Here is a 21156-nt window from a genome sequence, read left to right on the forward strand (position 1 = left end):
CGCGTAAAGTAGCAGCCATCATGTCCAAGAAGACTTTCGAGGAGCTCTTCACCGAGCTCCAGCACAAGGCCGCCAACGGCGACCCCGCCACGTCGCGCACCGCCGAGCTGGTCGACAAGGGCGTCCATGCCATCGGCAAGAAGGTCGTCGAGGAGGCCGCCGAAGTCTGGATGGCCGCCGAGCACGAGGGCAAGGAAGCCGCGGCCGAGGAGATCTCGCAGCTCCTCTACCACGTGCAGGTGATGATGGTCGCCCGCGGCATCTCCCTCGACGACGTGTACGCCCACCTCTGAGCCGTACGCCCTCTTTGCCCCACTCTCCCGCCACACAAAGGAATCCGACCTCATGCTGCGCATCGCCGTCCCCAACAAGGGTTCACTGTCCGGACCTGCGTCGGCGATGCTCCATGAGGCCGGATACCAGCAGCGCAAGGAGTCCAAGGAGCTCGTCCTCGTCGACCCGGACAACGAAGTCGAGTTCTTCTACCTCCGGCCCAAGGACATCGCGATCTACGTCTCGGCCGGCAAGCTCGACATCGGCATCACCGGTCAGGACCTGCTCGTCGACTCGGGCGCGAACGCCGAGACGATCCTGCCGCTCGGCTTCGCCCGCTCCACCTTCCGCTTCGCCGCGAAGCCGGGCACGGCGAGCACCATCGCGGACCTCGCGGGCAAGACCGTGGCGACCTCGTACGAGGGCATCGTCGCCAAGCACCTCGCGGACAGCGGCGTCGACGCCTCCGTCGTCCACCTGGACGGCGCCGTCGAGACCGCCATCGAGCTGGGCGTCGCCCAGGTCATCGCGGACGTCGTGGAGACCGGCACATCGCTGCGCAACGCCGGCCTCGAAGTGTTCGGCGACCCGATCATGAAGTCCGAGGCGGTCGTCATCCGCCGCACCGGCGCCGACACCGACGACCCGAAGGTGCAGCAGTTCCTGCGCCGCCTCCAGGGCGTCCTGGTCGCCCGGTCGTACGTGATGATGGACTACGACTGCCGCGCCGAGCACCTGGAGCAGGCCGTCGCCCTCACGCCCGGCCTGGAGTCGCCGACCATCTCGCCCCTGCACAACGAGGGCTGGGTCGCCGTCCGTTCCATGGTCCCGGCCAAGGAGGCGCAGCGGATCATGGACGACCTGTACGCCATCGGGGCGCGGGCCATCCTGACCACGGCCATCCACGCCTGCCGTCTCTGATCCGGCGGGAGAACCCACCTCATGTCCGAGCTTCCCGCCCTGCCCGTCACCTTCCGGCCGGGCCGGACCCGCGCGGTCCTGTTCTCCGCGGGTGTCGCGATCTTCGTGGTCCTCACGGTGATCTCCCTGCTCATCCCCGGCCTCAGCGCGGGGGAGCGCACCAGCTTCATCTTCACCGGCGCACTGCTCTTCGGTGTGCTCGCGCTGCTGAGCAGGCCCAAGGTCGTCGCCGACGATTCCGGCGTGACCGTCGTCAACATCGCCACCAGCAGGCGTCTGGACTGGGCCGAGATCGTCCAGGTCAATCTGCGTCCCGGCGATCCGTGGGTGTTCCTCAACCTCAGTGACGGCACGAGCCTGCCCGCCATGGGCATCCAGCCGGGCATCGCCAAGCAGCGGGCCATCGAAGACGCCCGAGCGCTGCGCGCCCTCGCCGAGGACCGCACCCCGCAAGGCTGACGTTGCCGAGGACCGCACCCCGCAGGGCTGACGTTGCCGAGGACCGCACCCCGCAGGGCTGACGTTTCGGGCCGGGTCTTGATTAATCTGGTGGCGGGGCACGCATGATGTGCCGCCCCGCCCCTGTCGGGCCCGCCCGGTCCCATGGGGCTCCTGCTACCCGAGGAGTGACTCCCTCCGGCGATGGACGGTTCGTCCTGTAGTACATGCGCCGCCCCCTCCCGGCATACCGGGACCGGACACACCAGGGAGGCGGCGGCATGACCACCTCCCTGCTGCTTCTCGGGGCGGCATTCCTGCTGATTCTCGCCAACGGCTTCTTCGTGGCCGCCGAGTTCGGGCTCGTCACCGTCGAGCGCCCGGACGCCGAGAAGGCCGCGGCCGACGGCGACCGACGGGCCCGCAGGGTCGTCGACGCCCTCAAGGAGCTGTCCTTCCAGCTCTCCGGCACCCAGCTCGGCATCACCATCACCTCACTCGTGGTCGGCATGCTCGCCGAACCGGCCCTCGCGCACCTGCTCGCGGGCCCCCTCACGGCGACCGGCCTCCCGGAAGGTGCCGTACCGGGCCTCTCCGTGGTGGTGGGCATGCTCTTCGCGTCCGCCGTGCAGATGGTGATCGGCGAGCTCGTCCCGAAGAACTGGGCGGTGTCCAAGCCGCTCCAGGTCGCGCGGTTCGTCGCGGGCCCGCAGCATGTGTTCTCGCGCCTCTTCCGGCCCGTGATCTCCCTCCTGAACGCCGTGGCCAACCGGCTCGTGCGGCTCCTCGGCGTCGAGCCAGCCGAGGAGCTGGCCTCGGCCCGCACCCCCGGCGAACTGGTCTCCCTGGCCCGGCACTCGGCGCAGGCCGGCGCCCTGGAACAGGACACCGCGGACCTGTTCGTCCGTACGCTCTCCCTCGGCGAGCTGACCGCGCAGCACGTCATGACCCCGAGGGTGAAGGTCAGCGCGTTGCAGACGTCGGCGACCGCCGAGGACGTGGTGAACCTGACCCGCGCCACCGGGCTCTCGCGCTTCCCCGTCTACAGCGAGCGCATCGACGAGATCGTCGGCATGGTGCACCTCAAGGACGCCCTCGCGGTCCGGGCCCACGAGCGGTTGAGAGCGCCGGTGGGCCGCATCGCGCAGCCGCCGCTCCTGGTTCCGGAGACGCTGCCCGTGCGGCAGCTCCTCGAACAGCTGCGCAGTCAGCAGCCGATAGCCGTCGTCGTCGACGAGTACGGCGGCACGGCCGGTGTGGTCACGCTGGAGGACATCGTGGAGGAGCTCGTCGGCGAAGTGCGCGACGAGCACGACCTCCACGATGTGCCCGAACTCGCCGCGGCACCGGTCGAGGACGGCCGCCCGGCGTGGGACGCCGACGGCAGCTGCCGCGTCGACACGCTCCGGCGGATCGGGCTCGACGTGCCCGAGGGGCCGTACGAGACCGTGGCCGGCCTGGTCGCCGATCTGCTCGGCCGTATCCCCGTACCCGGCGACCGGGCGGAACTGCCCGGCTGGCGACTCGCGGTGCGGCAGGTGGACCACTACCGCGCCGGGCGGGTACGGCTGGTGCGGGCTTCGGGAGCCACCGACTCTCCCGAAGCCGTCGAAGCCGCGGCCACCCCCGGTGTGACCACCCCCGGTGCGAAACACGCCCCGGAAATCGTGAGCGTGCCGGAGGCCGCCCGATGAGCATGCTCCAACTCCTGTTCGCCCTCCTGCTCGTGCTCGCCAACGGCTTCTTCGTGGGGGCCGAGTTCGCGCTCGTCTCCGTGCGCCGCAGCCAGATCGAACCGCTGAACGGCAAGCGGGCCCGGCAGGTCCTCTACGGCCTCGAGCATCTGCCGCAGATGATGGCGGCCGCCCAGTTCGGCATCACCATGTGCTCGCTGACGCTCGGCGCGGTCGCCGAGCCCACCGTCGCGCATCTCCTGGAGCCCGTCTTCGAGGCGGCCCACATCCCCGAAGGGGCCATCCACCCGCTCGGGTACGCCATCGCGCTCGCCGTGGTCGTCTTCCTCCACCTCGTCGTGGGCGAGATGGTCCCGAAGAACCTCGCGATGGCCGCCCCGGAGAAGACCGCGCTCTGGTTCAGCCCCGGCCTCGTCGCCTTCGCCCGCCTCTGCCGTCCGGTCACGGCGGCGCTCGGAGCGTGCGCGCGGCTCGTCCTGAAGCTCTTCAAGGTCGAGCCCAAGGACGAGGTCGAGGCCGTCTTCACCAGCGAGCAGCTCAACCGGCTCGTCGGCGACTCGGGGCAGGCGGGGCTGCTCGAACCCGAGGAGCAGGAGCGCTTGGAGGACGCCCTGGAGCTGGGCTCGCGTCCGGTGACGGACGTCCTGCTCGACCGGGCGTCGCTGGTGACCGTGGGCGCCGGCGTCACGCCGTCTCAGGTCATCGAACTCACCGGGCGCACGGGCTACTCCCGCTTTCCGGTCCGCGCGGAGAACGGCGCCTTCATGGGCTACCTCCACGTGAAGGACGTACTGGACCTCACCGACGGCACGGAGACCGACCGTGCGGTGCCGCAGCAGGTCTGGCGCCCGATGACGACCCTGCGCGCCGAACTCCCGCTGGACGACGCGCTGACGGTGATGCGCCGGGCCGCGACGCACCTGGCGCAGGTCGCCGACGCGTCGGGCAAGGTGCTCGGTCTGGTCGCCCTGGAGGACGTACTGGAACTTCTGGTCGGTGAGGTCCGCGACCCGGCGCACCGGGTCGCGGTGCCGCGCGAACCCCGGGAGGCGAGGGGCGGCGCGCTGGTGTGACCGCGCGGGGCGGGACGGGGCGTGGCGTGGCAGGGCGGGCCGGGGGCGTCAGACTCCCGGCGGGTCCTGGGGGCCCCGCCCCGAAAGCACCTCGCCGTACGCCTGCATCAGGTCCGGTAGCCGCAGTGTCGACAAGTCGTCACGGCTCGGCTCGCCGGGATAGCCGGAGAGGCGCAGGTCGCGGTAGGCGCAGCTCTTCTCGTAGAGCGTGCGCAGGAAGCGGCCGTTGCCGAGCTCGTCGATCCACGCCTGCTCGACGACGTGCCCGCTGATGGAGCGCAGCTCTTCGAGAGCCTCCTCGTCCCACACGTCGCCGTTCTCGTCGGCCAGGACCTCGCCGATGGAGGTGAGCTCCAGAGGGCGGTACGAGGGGAAGTCCACGCGGGTGGTGAAGCGGGAGGAGAGCCCCGGGTTGGCGGCCAGGAGCCGGTCCATGCCCTCGGGGTAGCCGGCCAGGATGACGACCAGGTGATCGCGGTTGTCCTCGGCGCGCTTGAGGAGCACCTGGAGGGCCTCGTCGCCGTACGCGTCGCCCTTGCCGTAGCCCGAGTTGGAGAGGGAGTACGCCTCGTCCACGAAGAGGACGCCGCCGATCGCCGAGTCGATCAGTTCGTTGGCCTTCACGGCGGTCTGGCCCAGATACTCGCCGACCAGGTCGGCGCGCTGCGCCTCCACCAGATGGTCGCCGCCGAGCAGGCCGAGGGCGTAGAACGCCCTGCCCAGGATGCGGGCCACCGTGGTTTTGCCGGTGCCCGAGGGGCCCGAGAAGACGAAGTGTCGTTTCGGCGGCTGTACGGGCAGTCCCTGCGCGGCCCGCAGGCGCGCCATGTTCAGCTGCGCCGAGAGCGCCTTGACCTGCCGCTTCACCGGCTCCAGGCCGACCATGTTCTCCAGCTCGGCGAGGGCGGCCTCCAGGAGCTCGGGGTCGGTGGGGCCCGGCGGCAGCTGGGAGAGGCCCGGCTGGACGGGGATGACGGCCTTCTCGCGGACGGAGTCGGCGGGGGCGGGGCCGCCGCTCGCGGGCAGGTCGGGTTCGGTGAGTTTCAGGTCGCGGCCTTCGCCGCCGAAGAGCGGATCGATTCCGTCGGGCCCCTCCATCACGTCCTGCCCGAAGCCGGTCAGGGCGATCGCCGCCAGGTCGGTGACCTCGTCGTACCCGTCGCCTTCCGCGATGGCCGCGAGCCGCGCGGAGGTGTCCATGAAGGAGGGGTCCACCCGGTGCACCGCGCGGTACAGCGGCATGGCCGCCGCCGAGCGGCCCGTGCCCTCGTGCGCGCGGGCCAGCCAGTAGCGCAGCTCCTTGCGCTGCGGTTGCTCGCTGCGGCACCGCATCAGGGCGGCGGACAGGAGCGGCTCGGCCTGGCCGTACATCTCCAGGCGTACCCGGGCCATGCCGCCGAAGAGGCCGGCCTCGATGCCGAGCATCGTGTCGTCGATCAGCGAGTCCGTGTGCCGGACCAACTGCTCCCAGTCCTTGACCAGGTAGGAACGGCAGGCGTGCAGGAACCGCACCTGCGGGTCCGCGTCCACCGGCGGCAGGCCCGCCAACGCCCGGTCGAGCTCCGGGACATGGCGTCCGTCGAGCCAGTGCGAGGCGTGCGCGAGGAGCAGATCGCGGGTGCTCTCCAGGACGGGCTGCACCCACCAGCCGAGCCAATACCAGGAGTTGAGCGTGCGTCCGTGCCGCGTGCGCTGTTCGCCGAACCGGTCTCTGTGCTGGAACATCCGCAGGAGTGCCGTCGTCGTGTCGATACGCAGTGCGTGCAGTCCGAGCCAGCCGTCGGCCATCCCCGGATCCATCCGCACCGCGGCCCGGAACTCCTCCTCCGCCTGCGGATAGGCGCCCATCGTGTAGGCGTCGACGCCCCTCAGCCAGGCGAGGTCGGCCGGGGCGGGTGAGCCCACCGCGTCGAAGTCCATCACGTCCCCCACAAACCGTGCCCCCGTTTGTGTACCGCCGGACCGGTGCCCGTCGGCAACTTCGCTGAACCGCCGTGCTGCGGACGGACGTTGAACCGGTGCGCAGAGCAGCCGTCCGTAAGTCGCACCGAAAGGCATCGTACCTGCGGGGGAGCGCTCGGCCGTAGGGTGCCGCAGCGCGGGATCAGGCAGGGGAAGAGGGACCTCGTCGTCACCGAGGGTGAGCGAAAAGTGCCTCGCGGCGTCCGGTATGCGAGGTCAAGGGGCAGAACGAAGCCCCCGATCACGGGGGAACAACCGGGGGCTTCGCGTCTGCGGGCGACCTCGGAAGGCCGCACATTCAGAACGTAAGTCCTGTAAGGGCCCTCGGTCAAGCAGAGTTGAGGCACTCATGGAAACTCGTGAGCACTTCCGGAAGTCGCTTTCCGCTGGTTCAGCGCACCGCCTCCGGTCCCTCACTCTGTGTGACGATTTGGCTCTGCGCAGCCGTCTCATTCGGCCCCTGCAACACCTCGTACCCCTCGCGCCACTGTCGCACCAAAGACTGAGCGAACGGCCGCGAAGGGTCTTCCGCGAAATGTTGTCGCTCCGCGGGTTCCCATCCGTCCCAGAAGCCGCTCTGGACCGCCCCGTCCCGGTGGCGCCCCCGGCCCCAGGCCTCTTCACGGGGCAACTCCATCCACAGCCGCCACGCGAGGAACGGGCGCAGCGCGCGGCGGCCCGCTCCGACGCCCTCGACGAGGACGACGGGGGCGGGCGGCAGGGAGCGGGCTTCGGGGCCGAAGCGGCGGGCGTTCCAGTCGTACGTCTCGTAGTGCGCCGTTTCGCCGCGGGAGAGCGGCGCGATCACTTGGCGCCGCAGCCGCTCGGTCCAGTCGAACAGCGCGTCGTGGCTCGCGATGTCGTCGAGGCGCAGGACGGGCGCGCCGCCCAGGGCCGCGGCGAGGCGGTCGGCGAAGGTCGACTTGCCGGAGCCCGCGTGTCCGTCGACGGCGACGAGGCGGACGGGGCCGCAGGACGGCGGCAGGTCAAGGAGGTCCGCGGCGACGCGGGACAGGGGAGTGGCGTGTGCGGTCATCGCCTCCAGCGTACGGGGGTGGAATCACGGGGGCGGAATGGCGCACTCCGCGCGCCGTGCCTGCTCACGTCAGTGGTCGAGGCCAATATTGGCGGAGACGGTGGTGGTCCGAGCGCTGGCAGAAGTCGGCGTGGAGCAGCCATAGTTGGGCTACCGCCGTGCATCTGACCTGCCCCTTCCGGATTCGTCCGGAGCCCACGTCGACTGGGGGTCCCGCCATGGACCGAGCTATGGACCGAGCTGATGACATGTCCCGCAGAACCGTCCTCGCCACGGCCGCCGCCCTGGCCGCGCTTGCCGCCACGGCGAGTCCCGCGCTCGCCTCGGGCGGCTTGAGCGGCGCCCCGCGCGCGAAGCGTCCCGTGAGCAACCGCTTCTGGACCTCACACGCCGACTGGAGCGCCGGCACCGCCGAAGGCACCCGTGCCGTCGCCGGAGCCCGCCCCGGCGTGGAGATCGCCGGGGCCGCGGGCAGCACCGACTACGCCGACCCGCACACCGGCAAGACCGCCACCTGGGAGTACGCCCGGTGGACCTCGCCCGTGCACCGCCCCACCGTCCCCGCGACGGAGGTCGTCGCCTCCTGGAACGCCCGCACGCCCACCGGGACGTGGCTCCAGGTCGAACTCCGGGGAACGTACTCGGACAAGACGAAGACGCCCTGGTACGTCCTCGGCCGCTGGGCATCGGGCGACGACAAGGAGAAGGACATCCGCCGTACGTCGGTCGACGACCAGAGCGACGGCAAGTCGAGCATCTGGACGGACACCTTCTCCATCGACGACACGACGACGGGCCTGCGCCTTGCCTCGTACCAGCTGCGCCTGACCCTTTACCGCAAGCCGGGTGCGACGCAGACCCCCACCGTGTGGCGGCTCGGCGCGATGGCGTCCGCCGTGCCCGACCGCTTCACCGTCCCGGCGTCCGAGCCGGGGCTCGCCAAGGAACTGAAGGTCCCGCGCTACTCCCAGGAGACCCACGTCGGGCAGTACCCGGAGTACGACAACGGCGGCGAGGCCTGGTGCAGCCCCACCTCCTCGCAGATGATCATCGAGTTCTGGGGCCGCAAACCGACCGCCGACGACCTCGCCTGGGTCGATCCCTCCTACGCGGACCCCCAGGTGTGCCACGCGGCCCGCTACACCTTCGACTACCAGTACGCGGGCTGCGGCAACTGGCCCTTCAACGCGGCCTACGCCTCGACGTACAAGGACATGCAGGGCGTCGTCACCCGCCTCGCCTCGCTCACCGAACTGGAGTCGCTGATCGCCGCCGGTATCCCGGTCATAACGTCCCAGTCGTTCCTCAAGGAGGAGCTGACGGGCGCCGGATACGGCACGGCGGGCCACCTGATGACGGTGATCGGCTTCACGCCGAAGGGCGACGTGATCGCCAACGACCCGGCATCACCCAGCAACGCGGCGGTACGCCGGATCTACAAGCGCAGGGAGTGGGAGAACATCTGGCTCCGCACAAAGCGCTACAACTCCACGGGAAAGGTCGTCTCCGGCACGGGAGGCGTCTGCTACCTCTACTTCCCGGTGAAGCTCTCCGCGAAGCAGAAGGCGGCGCTGGCCGGGGTGGGGATCCACTGAAGCAGCGCGAAGGCCCCCGATCAGCAGCACGACGGCCCCTCCCGCTGGTGCGGGTGGGGCCGTCGTCCGGGACGGGTTACTTCGGCTCGGGTGTGGCCCGGTGCAGGCGGGAGGCCTTTTCGTCCACCTCGGCCTGGGAGGTGCCGGCCTGTACGACGATCACCGCCTGAGAGCCGTCGGGCAGCGTCGCTTCTCGCATTTCCGTGCCCAGCAGCGGCGGTCGTTTGCGGTTCTGGTCGTTGTCCTCGCAGGACTCGTAGTCCTCGTTCTCCGACATGTGACCTCACAGCTCGACGGGAGGCCCCACCGTACCCGCGGAGCATCCGTGGAGCCCGGGCCCGCGGGCTGCGGACGGCGTGCTTCACACGAACGCCGCGATCAGGAGGCTCAGCCCCGGGCCGGATCCACCACCCAGTCCGGGTGTCCCGGCATCGGCGGCGTCTTCGAGCCGTACAGCCACGGCTTCAGGAAGCCCGAGAGGTCCTCTCCGGCGACCTTCGACGCCAGGTCGATGTACTGCCGGGTGCTCGCGGTCTTGCCGCGGAAGTCGGTCACCCACGCCCGTTCGATCTTCTGGAACGTCGCCTCGCCGACCTGCTCCCGCAGGGCGTACAGGACCAGGGCCGAACCGTCGTACCGCATGCGCTTGAAGAGGTTCGGCTCGGTCGGCTCCGCGGGGGCGCCGAAGTCGCGGCGCCACTGGTCGTGGGCCGCGTAGGCCGTCTTCATGGCGGCCTCGAAACTGTCGCCGCCGTGCTCCTCGGAGTACATCCGTTCGTAGAAGCGGGCGTGCCCTTCGCTCACCCACAGGTCCGACCAGCTCTTGAGGGCCACGCTGTCGCCGAACCACTGGTGGGTCAGCTCGTGCACCATGTTCCGCTCGGCGTCGACCTTCGTGCCCAGGAGGTCGGCCTTCGGGATGAGCGAGAGCGTCTGGGTCTCCAGGGCGACGGCCAGGTCCGTGTCGCCGACCAGCAGGCCGTAGCGGTTGAAGGGGTAGGGGCCGAGCTTCTCCTGGAGCCAGGAGAGGTGGTCGGGGGTGAGCCCCCGATAGGCGGCGGTCGGCTCGACCAGCGCGTCCGGGACCACGTCCCGCAGCGGCAGGCCGCCGGGACCCTTGCCGTCGATCAGCTTGAACTTGCCGACTGCCAGCTGCACCAGCTGCGTGGACAGCGGCTGTTCGGAGTCGTACGTCCAGCGCACCCGGTCACCGGGGCGTTCCGCGCGCTCGACCAGCTTGCCGTTCGCGACCGCCGTCAGGTCCTTCGGCGTGGTGATGCGGAAGGTGATCGGCGCCCGCTGGCTGGGGTGGTCGTTCGCCGGGAAGATCAGCCGGGCGCCGTTCGGCTGGGGGTAGACCACCGTGCCGTCGGCGGTGGGTATCCAGCCGTAGTCCTCGATGGCGTCGTCCCGGTGCCGCGTCTGCGTCGGGTCGGCGGTGTACGTGACCTTGGCCGTGAACGTACGGCCCTTGGTGATCGGGGACTTGGGCGTGACCGTCAGCTCGTCCCCGGCGCGGGACGTGCGCGCGGACGAGCCGTCGACCTGGACGCGGTGCAGGGTGTTGCCCCCGAAGTCCAGATTGAAGCGGGAGAGCGACTGCGTGGCGGTGGCCTTGATGGTCGCCGTCGCATCGAACGGTGTTCTCGGGGCCTGCCAGTCGAAGTCGAGGGTGTAGCGGTCGACGCGGTACCCGCCGTTCCCGTCGAGCGGGAACATCGGGTCGCCGAGGCCGGCAGCGCCGGGTGTCGGCGTCCCGGGAGCGGACGGCGCGGCCTGTGACACCGGCCCGGTGAGGGCCGCAGTCACGGTGACAGCGGCCGCGAGGGCCAGCCGTGCCCTGCGGCGGGGCGTCCGGTACGAGCTCATCGGAAACCTTTCGGTCAGAAGGTTGCGCGAACGAGTCAGCGGGGGTGCGCTTGGGGGTGTGCCCCGCCGCTTGTAGTGAGACGCACATCTCGTCGCCCGAGTTGTACGGAATTCAGCCGTCCAGTGACCAAGCTCTCTCCCGCGGCGGCGGAATCCGATGGCAAGGTGGATGGGCCAGTGGGGGGAGTCCGCTGCCGGACGTCGCGTCGAGAGGCGTGACGCATACGTATCGAGTGATGCCATGACCGCTGCCACAGCCACTGCCACCGCCACCGCACAGTCCCGCGCGACGACCCGCACCGGCGGCCCCGACGAAGACGGCCCCAAGGTGCTCGAGCACGTCCTCGGCTGGACGCTCGTCGTCGTCCTCGCGATGCTCGTCACGCAGACCGGTCTGATGTGACCCCCGCGTCGTGACCCCCGTGCCGTGACCCCTGTCTCGTGACCCCGATCTCCTCGCCGTCGCGGGCCGGGCCTTGATCCAGGTCCGTCCGCCCGGAACCGGCAGGTCGCCCGGTTCTGCCATACTGCGGATTTCCGAGGCAGTGGAGACCAGGGCTGAAATTGAATAATAGTCAACAACGCGGCACCGACCGTCCCGCGGACGCTCGTCCGCAGGCGCGCGGCACCGACCGTTCCGTGGCCCGCCGCGCCGAACTCATCACCATCGGCCGGAAGTTGTTCGCCGACACGTCCTACGACGCGCTCTCGATGGACGACATCGCGAAACAGGCGTCCGTCGCCAAGGGGCTGATCTACTACTACTTCAAGTCCAAGCGCGGCTACTACCTCGCGATCATCGAGGACTCGGTCGCCGAACTGGTCGCGCGCGCCGGGCGCCACGACGATCTGCCGCCCATGGAGCGGGTGCACAGCACCATCGACGGCTATCTGCGCTACGCCGAGCACCACCAGGCGGCGTACCGCACCATCATCAGCGGCGGCGTCGGCTTCGACGCCGAGGTGCACGCCATACGCGACGGGGTGCGCGGGGCGCTGATCGGGGCGATCGCCGACGGTGCCTACGGCCGGCGCGACATCCCGGAGCTTGCCCGCACCGCGCTGCTCGGCTGGCTGTGCAGCGTCGAGGGGGTCACGCTCGACTGGATCGGAGTGCGGGAACTGTCGCGCGAGACGGTCTGCGACCTCCTCGTGCGAACCCTGGGCAACACCCTGCGCGTCATCGAGGAGTTCGAGCCGGCCTTCCCCGCCCCGCAGCGGCCGTGAGGGAGGGACGGGAGCGGGGATGAGGAAAGGGCGGGAGCGGCGACGGGGAAAGGGCGGGAGCGGCCATGAGTAAGGGGCGGCAGCCGGCCGGCTCCCGCCCCGATCACCCCTGGCCGAGGCTCAGTTGATCGCCTTGATCAGCTCACCGTCCGCGGTGTCCCCGCTGAGCTCCCAGAAGAAGGTGCCGCCCAGGCCCGCCTGGTTCTTGTAGTCCATCTTCCCCGCGATGGTCGCCGGGGTGTCATAGCTCCACCAGTTGGTCCCGCAGTGCGCGTACGCGGTCCCGCCGACCGTGCCGTTGGCCGGGCACTTGGCCTTGAGTTCCTTGTAGTCGTCGATGCCCGCCTCGTACTTGCCCGCGGCGGCCCCGGTCGCGGTCCCGCCCGGCTCCTTCTGCGTGACGCCCGTCCAGCCGCGGCCGTAGAAGCCGATGCCGAGGAGCAGTTTGTCGGAGGGGATGCCGAGGCCCTGGAGCTTCTTGATGGTGGCGTCGGTGTTCCAGTTCGCCTTGGGCGCGCCCTCGTACGTCTTCAGCGGCGAGTGCGGGGCGGTCGGGCCCTTCGCCTCCCAGGCGCCGAAGTAGTCGTACGTCATCGGGTTGTACCAGTCGACGTACTGGGCCGCGCCCGCGTAGTCGGCGGCGTCGATCTTGCCGCCGTCCTCGGCGTCGGCCGGGATGGCCGCGGTGACGAGGTTGTCGCCGCCGAACTTCGAACGCACCGCGGACATCAGGTCCTTGTACGCCGCGCGCCCGCTCGTGTCACAGGTCAGGCCGCAGGCGTTCGGGTACTCCCAGTCGATGTCGATGCCGTCGAAGACATCGGCCCACTTGGAGTTCTCGACCAGGTCGTAGCAGGACTGGGCGAAGGCGGCCGGGTTCTTGGCGGCCTCGGTGAAGCCGCCGGACCAGGTCCAGCCGCCGAAGGACCACAGGACCTTGAGGTCCGGGTGCTTCTTCTTCAGCTTGCGCAGCTGGTTGAAGTTGCCGCGCAGATCCTGGTCCCAGGTGTCGGCCACGCCGTCGACGGACTGGTCGGCGGTGTAGGCCTTGTCGGTCGCCGCGTAGGCGTCGCCCATCGCGCACTTGCCGCCCTGGACGTTGCCGAAGGCGTAGTTGATGTGCGTGAGCTTGTCGGCCGAGCCGGACGTGTCGATGTTCTTGACGTGGTAATTCCGGTCGTAGACACCCCACTCGGTGAAGTATCCGACGACCTTGGAACCGGCCGCGGCCTTGGAGTTCGCAACCGTGGAGTTCGCGGCCTTGGCGGGACCACTGGCGGAACCGGTGCCGGGACCGGCGGTGGCGGTGCCCGCGCCGGCGAGCAGGCCTCCGCCGAGGACGGCGCAACACGCGGTGGCGACGAGCGCCTTGAAGGGGGCGCGGGGGAGGTGCGGTCTGAGCATCGTTTCTCCTCGTGGGGGGGGGAGAGGCACATGGGGGGACTTGGTGCTTTGACCTGCGGATGTCGCGCGTGACCTGCGAATTCCGCGCGAACATCAGTGAACGTTGAATTGGCATGAACGCGGTAAGGCGCTCGGCTGGACTCTAGGAGGACTAGACCAGTGGGGTCAATGGTTCGGACCAATTTCGCGCCTTGCCGGCGGCCGTCAGATATCTTTTGAGTAAGCGGTCGTTAACTAGTGACTGGCCGCCGCCGATCGGGCATACTCAACGCGCCACAGCCGCTGGTCACAGCACCTTCCGCGACCCGGAAGACACCGGCGGCCGAGGCGTGAGACACGGTGGCGCCGCACTACCCCGCGGGTCCGCCGCAGTGCCGAATGGGAGGATGCGATCGCCATGCCCGAGCGAACCTTGCAGCAGTCGGTGGACCGTCAGTTGCCCACGGACGAGGCGCGGGATCTGTTCTCGCTCGTTCGTGATCTCGTCCAGCGGGAGATAGCTCCCCGCGCGGCCGAGGAGGAGGACGCCGGGCGCTTTCCGCGCGAGGTCTTCACCCTCCTCTCCGATTCCGGACTCCTCGGGCTTCCGTACGCCTCCGAATTCGGCGGCGGCGACCAGCCGTACGAGGTCTATCTCCAGGTACTCGAAGAGCTCGCCGCGGCCCGGCTCACGGTCGGCCTCGGCGTCAGCGTGCACTCCCTGTCCTGCCACGCTCTCGCGGGCTACGGCACCAAGGAGCAGCAGGCCGAGCACCTCCCTGCGATGCTCGGCGGCGGACTGCTCGGGGCGTACTGCCTCTCCGAGCCCGCATCGGGGTCGGATGCCGCGTCCCTGCGGACGAAGGCGGTTCGGGAGGACGACAGCTGGGTGATCACGGGTACGAAGGCGTGGATCACGCATGGCGGGGTCGCCGACTTCTACACGGTGCTCGCCCGCACCGGCGGCGAAGGCGCCCGCGGCATCTCCGCGTTCCTGGTGCCGGGCGACGCCGAAGGGCTGCACGCGGCGCAGCCCGAGAAGAAGATGGGCATGAAGGGCTCGCCCACCGCCCAGATCAACTTCGACGGGGTACGGGTCTCCGACGCCCGCCGCATCGGCGAGGAGGGCCAGGGCTTCGCGATCGCCCTCTCCGCGCTCGACTCGGGGCGGCTCGGGATCGCGGCCTGCGCCATCGGCGTGGCGCAGGCGGCGCTGGACGAGGCGCTGCGCTATGCCACCGAGCGGCGGCAGTTCGGAAAGCCGATCGCGGACTTCCAGGGCCTTCGGTTCATGCTCGCGGACATGGCGACGCAGATCGAGGCGGGGCGGGCGCTCTACCTCTCCGCGGCGCGGCTGCGCGACGCGGGCAGGCCGTTCTCCAAGCAGGCGGCCATGGCGAAGCTGCTGTGCACGGACGCCGCGATGAAGGTGACGACGGACGCCGTGCAGGTCCTCGGCGGGTACGGCTACACCGCGGATTTCCCGGTGGAGCGCTTCATGCGCGAGGCGAAGGTGCTGCAGATCGTCGAGGGGACCAATCAGATCCAGCGGATGGTCATCGCCCGTCACCTCGCGGGTCCCGAGACGCGCTGAACTGGCCGAGCCTGACCGTGGGCGCCGCGAGCCGCACCCACTCCGGGTCGTGGCGCCCCGGCAGGGTCCTGCCCCGCTCGGCCCAGTTGCGGATGAGGGCGCGGTAGATCGGCGGATCGAGGTGGTGCGGCGGCTGGGGCTGGGGCGGCTGTTGCGGCTGCTGGGCGTACTGCGGCGGCTGGGGGCGCGGAGGCTGCGGGGGGTGTTGGGGAACCGATTCTGCGGCGGCGGGCGGGGGAGCCGTCAGGAGAGTGCGCCTGCGTCGGCCGGTCGACGGGTACGCCATGGGCATCGGCGTGGATGTGCTCATACAGGGCCAACGCCCGCCGCGGGGGACAGGTCACCGCCCGTCGCATTCGACCGTGCGTTCGCGGCGTGCCGCGGGGCGGCTGCGGGGGCGCCTTGCTGGGCGGCGCTGGGCCCTGCTTGACGCCGCGGGCCCGGCGCCTCGGTGGCCCGCACTGAACGGGCGGTGCGCGCTGAACGGGCGGTGCGCACTGAACCGGCGGCCGGTCCGCGCCGAACCGACGCCTCCGTGAACGCGAGCCGCGCCCCCGTGAACCCGCCCCAGCACGTCTCTGGCTCCGCCGCCCTGGCTGACGTACCGTCAACTCGCCAACCGGCCTGCGTACAGGGAGGTTTGACGTGGCAGACGACCGTCCCGTCCCGCTCGACGAGTACCCGATCCATCAGGTGCCGCTGTCCATGAAGCAGGTCGCGACGGGCGACCGCAACGCCTACGACCGCTGCATCTTCCACCTCTTCGACCACGAGGGGCGATCCCTCCTCATCCTCGGGCTCGGCGTCTACCCGAACGTCGGTGTGATCGACGCGTACGCCACCCTGCGCAGGGGAGATACGCTCCACGCCGTACGCGCGTCGGACGCACTCGGCGACGACCGGATGAACCTCTCCGTAGGCCCGCTGACGATCACCGTCGAGGAGCCGTTGCGGCGGCTGCGCCTGAAATGCGCCGCCGATCCCGACGACCCGGGCTCCCTCTCGTACGACATCACGTGGACCGCGTCCTTCCCCGGGCTCTGGGAGCCGCACCACATCCAGCGGCGCGGCGACCGGCTCTCCCTCGAAGGGCGCCGCTTCGTCCAGGCGGGCGGCTGCACCGGAGTCATCCGTGTCGGCGGCGAAGACATACCGGTGACGGCGGGGGAGTGGACCGCGACGCGCGACCGCAGCTGGGGCGTACGGCCCATCCCCGGCGAGGAACGCGGGCGTCTTGAGGAGGAGTTCGGCACCGAGGGCTTCCACTGGATCTGGAGCCCGGTGCGCTTCGACGACCGCTTCCTGATGGTGATCGCCCAGGAGGACGCGGACGGCTACCGCACCCTGAACGAGGCGACGCTCGTCCGGCACGGCGCGCGCGACCGCCAACTCGGCTGGCCGCAGGCCGACATCACCTACCGCTCCGGCACCCGCCACCCCGAGCGCGCCGTCATCCACCTCACCGACCCCGACGACCGCAAGCCCATGGAACTCGGCGTCGAAGTCCTCGCCTCGCTGCCGCTGGCCGTGGGCGCCGGATACCCGCCCGCGGACGACTGGCAGCACGGCACCTGGCGGGGGCGCGGCTGGACCGACCGCCGCGCGTACGACCTGTCGGACCCGGCTGCGCACCCGATGGCCGCGTACGGCGTCATCGACCACGCCGCCCGTTTCACCCTCGACGGGCGGACGGGGTACGGGATTTTCGAGCACGGCAGCTTCGGCCGTCACGACCCGAGCGGCTTCACCGGCTTCGACTCGGTCGCGCCCTGAGATCCAGCCGTCGAACGCAACCGTCGAAAGGAGCCCGGCGATGGCAACGGCACCGCGTCCCCGCACCAGCACCCGCGACCCGGAGGAACTCGCCCGCAGGCTCACGGCCTGGCTCGGCGTGCGACTGCCCGGCGCCAAGGCCACCGGCGTGCGGGTCCCCGAGTCCAACGGCATGTCGAGCGAGACCCTGCTCTTCGACGTCGAGCACCCCGAACCCCCGCTGCGTGCCTACGCGTTACGCCTGGCCGCGGACCCGGCCGCGTACACGATCTTCCCGGTCTACGACCTGCCCCGCCAGCACCGCACGATGCGGCTCGTCGCCGAGCACACGGACCTGCCCGTGCCGCGCGTGCTGTGGCTGGAGGAGGACCCGGGACCGCTCGGGGCGCCCTTCTTCGTCATGGAGCGGGTCGAGGGGCGCGTGCCGCCTGACGTCATGCCCTATACGTACGAGGGGAATTGGCTCCACTCGGCGAGCGACGCCGAACGCGCGCACCTGGAGGAGGCGTCGATCGGCCTGATCGCCCGTCTGCACGACCAAGTGCCCGTCGGCGAAGCCGCGTTCCTGGCTCTGCCGGGTGAAGGCAGCGCGTTGCGCCGCCATGTGACCGCCCAACGCTCCTACTACGAGTGGGTGGTCGACGGACTGCCCCGTTCGCCGCTCATCGAGAGCGCCTTCGAGCGGCTCGAGGAGCGGTGGCCGGCGGACGCGGGCGAGACCGTCCTCAACTGGGGCGACGCGCGCATCGGCAACGTCATCTACGACGGCTTCGAACCCGCGGCCGTCCTTGACTGGGAGATGGCGGCGCTCGCACCCCGCGAGGTCGACCTCGGCTGGATGGTCTACCTGCACCGCTTCTTCCAGGACCTGACGGTCGGCTTCGGGCAGCCGGGCCTGCCGGAGTTCCTGAAACGCGAGCGCATCGAGGAGAGTTACGCGCGGCTCACCGGCCACACGCCGCGTTCCATGGACTTCCACACCCTGTACGCGGCGCTGCGGCACGCGATCGTCATGCTGCGCGTCGCCTACCGGCAGGTGCACTTCGGCGAGGCCGCGGTCCCCGAGGACCCGGACACGCTGATCCTGCACCACGCCAGCCTGGCGGCCATGGTGCAGGGCAGCTACTGGTAGGCGTCAGGCCGCGGAGCGCCGGTCCTGCGGGGCCGGGCGCAGCGGGCGCGAGCCCTGGCCGCCGACGTGCGAGAAGGGCTGTGTCCGCCAGTCGAGGCCCTGAGGGAGCGTCAGGAGCAGGCCCATGTCCTGCTCCTGAGCCTCCATCGTCTCGTCCGCGGGCTCCGCTTCGGCCGCGGCGCGGCCCGTGCCCGCACACACCGTGAGCCCGAACGGGTCCCACCGCGTGGCGCACAGCGCGTGCTCGGGCAGGACGTCCTCGTCGGCCAGGAGCGCGATCGGCTGCGCGCAGTCGGGGCACGTCACGCGGTACATCTCGAAGGTGTCGTACGCGTCGAACTCGGTCTCGACCGGTTCGACGCCCTCCGATACGGAGGTCGACGCGACTTCGTCGGAGCGCTGCTGCTTGCTTCGGGCAGAGCGACCGGGGCGCTTCAGATTCTGCATGGGATTCTCCCCCTTGGGTGGGCCGAGAAGGCGCTGCGGCCTCGACCACAGCAAGCACTTCCCGTCCCGTCGTAGAGGTAATCGTGGCATCCCTTTGGACACGGTCACAGGTATGTGGCGTTCGTCACATGCCCCGAGAAGATGCCGCCGCGGTCCCTACAGGTATCCGGAGGGATCAAGAGCCCTGTAGGTTCAGCGCATGGAGGAGCTGGACCGACAAATCGTGCAGCTGCTCGTCAAGGACGGGCGGATGAGCTACACCGACCTGGGCAAGGCCACGGGCCTGTCCACATCGGCCGTGCACCAGCGTGTGCGCCGCCTCGAGCAGCGCGGCGTCATCCGCGGGTACGCCGCCGTCGTGGACCCGGAGGCCGTGGGCCTGCCGCTCACGGCGTTCATCTCGGTGAAACCGTTCGACCCCAGCGCACCCGACGACATCGCCGAACGCCTCGCGGGCGTCCCGGAGATCGAGGCGTGCCACAGCGTGGCGGGCGACGAGAACTACATCCTCAAGGTGCGCGTCGCGACACCCCTGGAGCTCGAACACCTGCTGAGCCGCCTGCGCGCACTGGCCGGCGTCTCCACGCGGACGACGGTCGTGCTCTCCACGCCGTACGAGGCCAGGCCCCCGCAGGTCTGACGCGGCCCGCGGACGGGCCGTCGCGGCGCCCCCTGCGCGGGCTCCGCGCCGGGGAGGGGCGAGACTGGTCCCATGAGCGAGAGCACCACCCCCCAGAACGGCCCACAGGGCCACCGCACCGTGCTGCTGCGCGGCGGCGACGTCCACAGCCCCGCAGATCCGTTCGCCACGGCGATGGTCGTCGAACGCGGGCACGTCGCCTGGGTGGGATCCGAGGGCGCGGCCGACGCGTTCGCCGACGGCGTCGACGAGGTCGTCGACCTCGACGGAGCGCTCGTCACCCCGGCGTTCACCGATGCGCACGTGCACACCACGGCGACCGGACTCGCCCTGACGGGACTCGATCTGACGCGTGCGCGCTCCCTCGGCGAGGCACTCGCCCTCGTACGCGAACACACCGCCGCCCGGCCGCACGACCGCGTTCTCCTCGGCCACGGCTGGGACGCCGCCCGCTGGAGCGACGGCCGGCCGCCCACGCGCACGGAACTCGACGAGGCGGCCGGCGGCCGTCCCCTCTACCTCTCCCGCATCGACGTCCACTCGGCCGTCGTCACCACCGCGCTGCTCGACCTCGTCCCCGGCATCACCGGGCGCACCGGCTTCCACGCGGACGCGCCGCTGACCGCCGACGCCCACCACGCGGTGCGCGCCGCCGCCCTCGGCGCCCTCACCCCGCAGCAGCGCACCGAGGCCCAGCGCGCCGCGCTGCGGCACGCCGCGTCCCTCGGCATCGGCTCCGTGCACGAGTGCGCGGGGCCCGACATCTCCGGCGAGGACGACCTCACCGGGCTCCTCCGTCTCGCCGCCGACGAGGCCGGGCCGCGCGTCGTCGGCTACTGGGCGCAGCACGGTGAGGAAGGCATCGCCCGTGCAAAGGAACTGGGTGCGCTCGGCGCCGCCGGCGACCTCTTCGTGGACGGCGCCCTCGGCTCGCACACCGCCTGTCTGCACGCGCCGTACGCCGACTCCGGCCACACCGGCACCGCCTATCTGGACGCCGCCGCCGTCGCCGCGCACGTCGTCGCCTGCACCGAGGCCGGAATCCAGGCGGGCTTCCACGCCATCGGGGACGCCGCGGTGAGCGCGGTCGTCGAGGGCATCCGGGCGGCCGCCGAGAAGGTGGGCCTGCCCCGTGTCCGCGCCGCGAGGCACCGCGTCGAGCACGCCGAGATGCTCACCCCGGAAACCATCGCCGCCTTCGCCGAACTGGGCCTCACCGCCTCCGTGCAGCCCGCCTTCGACGCCCTGTGGGGCGGCGACGAGGGCATGTACGCCCAGCGCCTTGGCGCCGAGCGGGCCCGCACCCTCAACCCGTACGCGGCCCTCCTGCGCACCGGCGTCCCGCTCGCCTTCGGCTCCGACAGCCCCGTCACCCCGCTGGATCCCTGGGGCACCGTGCGTGCCGCCGCTTTCCACCAGAACCTGGAGCACCGGGTGTCGGTGCGGGCCGCGTTCACCGCGCACACCCGCGGCGGCTGGCGGGCCATCGGCCGGGACGACGCGGGCGTCCTGGTGCCGGGGGCGCCCGCCGACTACGCCGTCTGGCGGACCGCGGAACTCGTGGTCCAGGCCCCGGACGACCGGGTCGCGCGCTGGTCGACCGATCCGCGCTCCGGCACGCCCGGGCTGCCCGATCTCACGCCGGGCGCCGAACTCCCCGTCTGCCTGCGCACGGTGGTCTTCGGACAGCCGGTCTTCGTACGGCCGGACGAGTGATGTCCCGGCGGTGCGTACCGCCGATCGCGGCCCGTTGGCGCGTCGCACGACCTGCGTCTCCTCGGCACTGACCTGGCTGTCTTCGGGATCGCCCCAGGTCAAAGGGGTATTGACAGAACGCCGCCGTGGGCCGGTAGGTTCGGCCGGGTCCACCAAAGGACGTCCGACCGGAGAATCTCCACGCAGCCGTCGAACGCCGCTGGGCCATGGGCGGTGTGCCGCACCGGCGCACCACCACTGGGAGCCAGGTCCAGCGCCCGCGCCGCGGACGCGAGGGAACGTTCCACCGGGCCGGCAGGTGTGACCCGGGTGGGGCCCGGACGCTCAGTAGACAACGGCTCTCGGTCGACCCGCAGCCAGCGGGCCCCAGGTCGGCCCGAAGG

At 70.9% G+C, this 21156-nt stretch carries 19 protein-coding genes; 13 read left to right on the forward strand and 6 right to left on the reverse strand.

Annotated elements, in window-relative coordinates; all coding sequences use genetic code 11:
- The first annotated feature begins 20 nt into the window (after positions 1-20).
- The 5 genes from IE226_RS31960 (at position 21) to IE226_RS31980 (ending at position 4399) form a co-directional block, all read left to right on the forward strand.
- Positions 21-293: a phosphoribosyl-ATP diphosphatase gene (locus tag IE226_RS31960; RefSeq protein WP_055564821.1), complete on the forward strand. Its 273-nt coding sequence runs from the start codon at positions 21-23 to the stop codon at positions 291-293.
- A 52-nt stretch (positions 294-345) separates the two neighbouring features.
- A complete protein-coding gene (hisG, locus tag IE226_RS31965) occupies positions 346-1194 on the forward strand; it encodes an ATP phosphoribosyltransferase (protein ID WP_190084910.1) in 849 nt (282 codons plus the stop codon).
- Between the two features lie 21 nt (positions 1195-1215).
- On the forward strand, positions 1216-1653 hold the full coding sequence (locus tag IE226_RS31970) for a PH domain-containing protein (RefSeq protein WP_190084911.1): 438 nt from the start codon (positions 1216-1218) through the stop codon (positions 1651-1653).
- A 260-nt stretch (positions 1654-1913) separates the two neighbouring features.
- On the forward strand, positions 1914-3326 hold the full coding sequence (locus IE226_RS31975; RefSeq protein ID WP_190084912.1) for a hemolysin family protein: 1413 nt from the start codon (positions 1914-1916) through the stop codon (positions 3324-3326).
- Positions 3323-4399, forward strand: a complete 1077-nt coding sequence (locus IE226_RS31980; RefSeq protein WP_190084913.1) for a hemolysin family protein — start codon at positions 3323-3325, stop codon at positions 4397-4399. Before IE226_RS31975 ends, IE226_RS31980 begins: the two co-directional genes overlap by 4 nt.
- A 48-nt stretch (positions 4400-4447) precedes the next feature.
- On the opposite strand, the gene IE226_RS31985 is transcribed toward IE226_RS31980, so the two are convergent.
- Positions 4448-6319 (reverse strand): AAA family ATPase, encoded by a 1872-nt coding sequence (locus IE226_RS31985; RefSeq protein WP_190084914.1) that lies wholly within the window; start codon positions 6317-6319, stop codon positions 4448-4450.
- A gap of 433 nt (positions 6320-6752) precedes the next feature.
- Positions 6753-7397, reverse strand: a complete 645-nt coding sequence (locus IE226_RS31990; RefSeq protein ID WP_190084915.1) for a uridine kinase family protein — start codon at positions 7395-7397, stop codon at positions 6753-6755.
- A gap of 230 nt (positions 7398-7627) precedes the next feature.
- Here IE226_RS31990 and IE226_RS31995 point away from each other — a divergent pair, with 230 nt between their 5' ends.
- The gene (locus IE226_RS31995) at positions 7628-8992 is read left to right on the forward strand and encodes a C39 family peptidase (protein WP_190084916.1); all 1365 of its coding nucleotides are present in this window, start codon (positions 7628-7630) and stop codon (positions 8990-8992) included.
- Between the two features lie 76 nt (positions 8993-9068).
- Here the strand turns inward: IE226_RS31995 and IE226_RS32000 are convergent, their stop codons facing one another.
- Positions 9069-9269 (reverse strand): hypothetical protein, encoded by a 201-nt coding sequence (locus IE226_RS32000; RefSeq protein ID WP_190084978.1) that lies wholly within the window; start codon positions 9267-9269, stop codon positions 9069-9071.
- Positions 9270-9379: 110 nt separating this feature from the next.
- Positions 9380-10861 (reverse strand): M1 family metallopeptidase, encoded by a 1482-nt coding sequence (locus IE226_RS32005; RefSeq protein WP_190084917.1) that lies wholly within the window; start codon positions 10859-10861, stop codon positions 9380-9382.
- Between the two features lie 241 nt (positions 10862-11102).
- Between IE226_RS32005 and IE226_RS32010 the strand changes: the two genes are divergently transcribed.
- Together IE226_RS32010 and IE226_RS32015 are read left to right on the forward strand one after the other, a co-directional pair.
- The gene (locus IE226_RS32010; RefSeq protein ID WP_190084918.1) at positions 11103-11264 is read left to right on the forward strand and encodes an SCO1431 family membrane protein; all 162 of its coding nucleotides are present in this window, start codon (positions 11103-11105) and stop codon (positions 11262-11264) included.
- 161 nt (positions 11265-11425) lie between these two features.
- Positions 11426-12088, forward strand: coding sequence for a TetR/AcrR family transcriptional regulator (locus IE226_RS32015; RefSeq protein ID WP_190084919.1), 663 nt, complete (start codon positions 11426-11428; stop codon positions 12086-12088).
- Between the two features lie 120 nt (positions 12089-12208).
- Here the strand turns inward: IE226_RS32015 and IE226_RS32020 are convergent, their stop codons facing one another.
- Entirely contained in the window at positions 12209-13492 is a 1284-nt protein-coding gene (locus IE226_RS32020; protein WP_190084920.1) for a glycoside hydrolase family 18 protein, read from the reverse strand.
- Positions 13493-13889: 397 nt separating this feature from the next.
- Here IE226_RS32020 and IE226_RS32025 point away from each other — a divergent pair, with 397 nt between their 5' ends.
- The 3 genes from IE226_RS32025 (at position 13890) to IE226_RS32035 (ending at position 17970) form a co-directional block, all read left to right on the forward strand.
- A complete protein-coding gene (locus IE226_RS32025) occupies positions 13890-15065 on the forward strand; it encodes an acyl-CoA dehydrogenase family protein (RefSeq protein ID WP_190084921.1) in 1176 nt (391 codons plus the stop codon).
- A gap of 645 nt (positions 15066-15710) precedes the next feature.
- Complete coding sequence (locus tag IE226_RS32030; RefSeq protein WP_190084922.1) at positions 15711-16838, forward strand: Rv3169 family protein; 1128 nt, start codon at positions 15711-15713, stop codon at positions 16836-16838.
- Positions 16839-16878: 40 nt separating this feature from the next.
- A complete protein-coding gene (locus IE226_RS32035) occupies positions 16879-17970 on the forward strand; it encodes a phosphotransferase family protein (RefSeq protein WP_190084923.1) in 1092 nt (363 codons plus the stop codon).
- A gap of 3 nt (positions 17971-17973) precedes the next feature.
- Here IE226_RS32035 and IE226_RS32040 read toward each other — a convergent pair whose 3' ends face one another.
- Positions 17974-18417 (reverse strand): hypothetical protein, encoded by a 444-nt coding sequence (locus tag IE226_RS32040; protein ID WP_190084924.1) that lies wholly within the window; start codon positions 18415-18417, stop codon positions 17974-17976.
- Between the two features lie 199 nt (positions 18418-18616).
- On the opposite strand from IE226_RS32040, the gene IE226_RS32045 reads away from it, so the two are divergent.
- Both IE226_RS32045 and IE226_RS32050 read left to right on the forward strand, forming a co-directional pair.
- Positions 18617-19057: an Lrp/AsnC family transcriptional regulator gene (locus IE226_RS32045; RefSeq protein WP_030789227.1), complete on the forward strand. Its 441-nt coding sequence runs from the start codon at positions 18617-18619 to the stop codon at positions 19055-19057.
- Positions 19058-19129: 72 nt separating this feature from the next.
- A complete protein-coding gene (locus IE226_RS32050) occupies positions 19130-20773 on the forward strand; it encodes an amidohydrolase (protein WP_190084925.1) in 1644 nt (547 codons plus the stop codon).
- The last annotated feature ends 383 nt before the right edge of the window (positions 20774-21156 follow it).

Source organism: Streptomyces longisporoflavus (genome assembly GCF_014649775.1).
GTDB lineage: Bacteria > Actinomycetota > Actinomycetes > Streptomycetales > Streptomycetaceae > Streptomyces > Streptomyces longisporoflavus.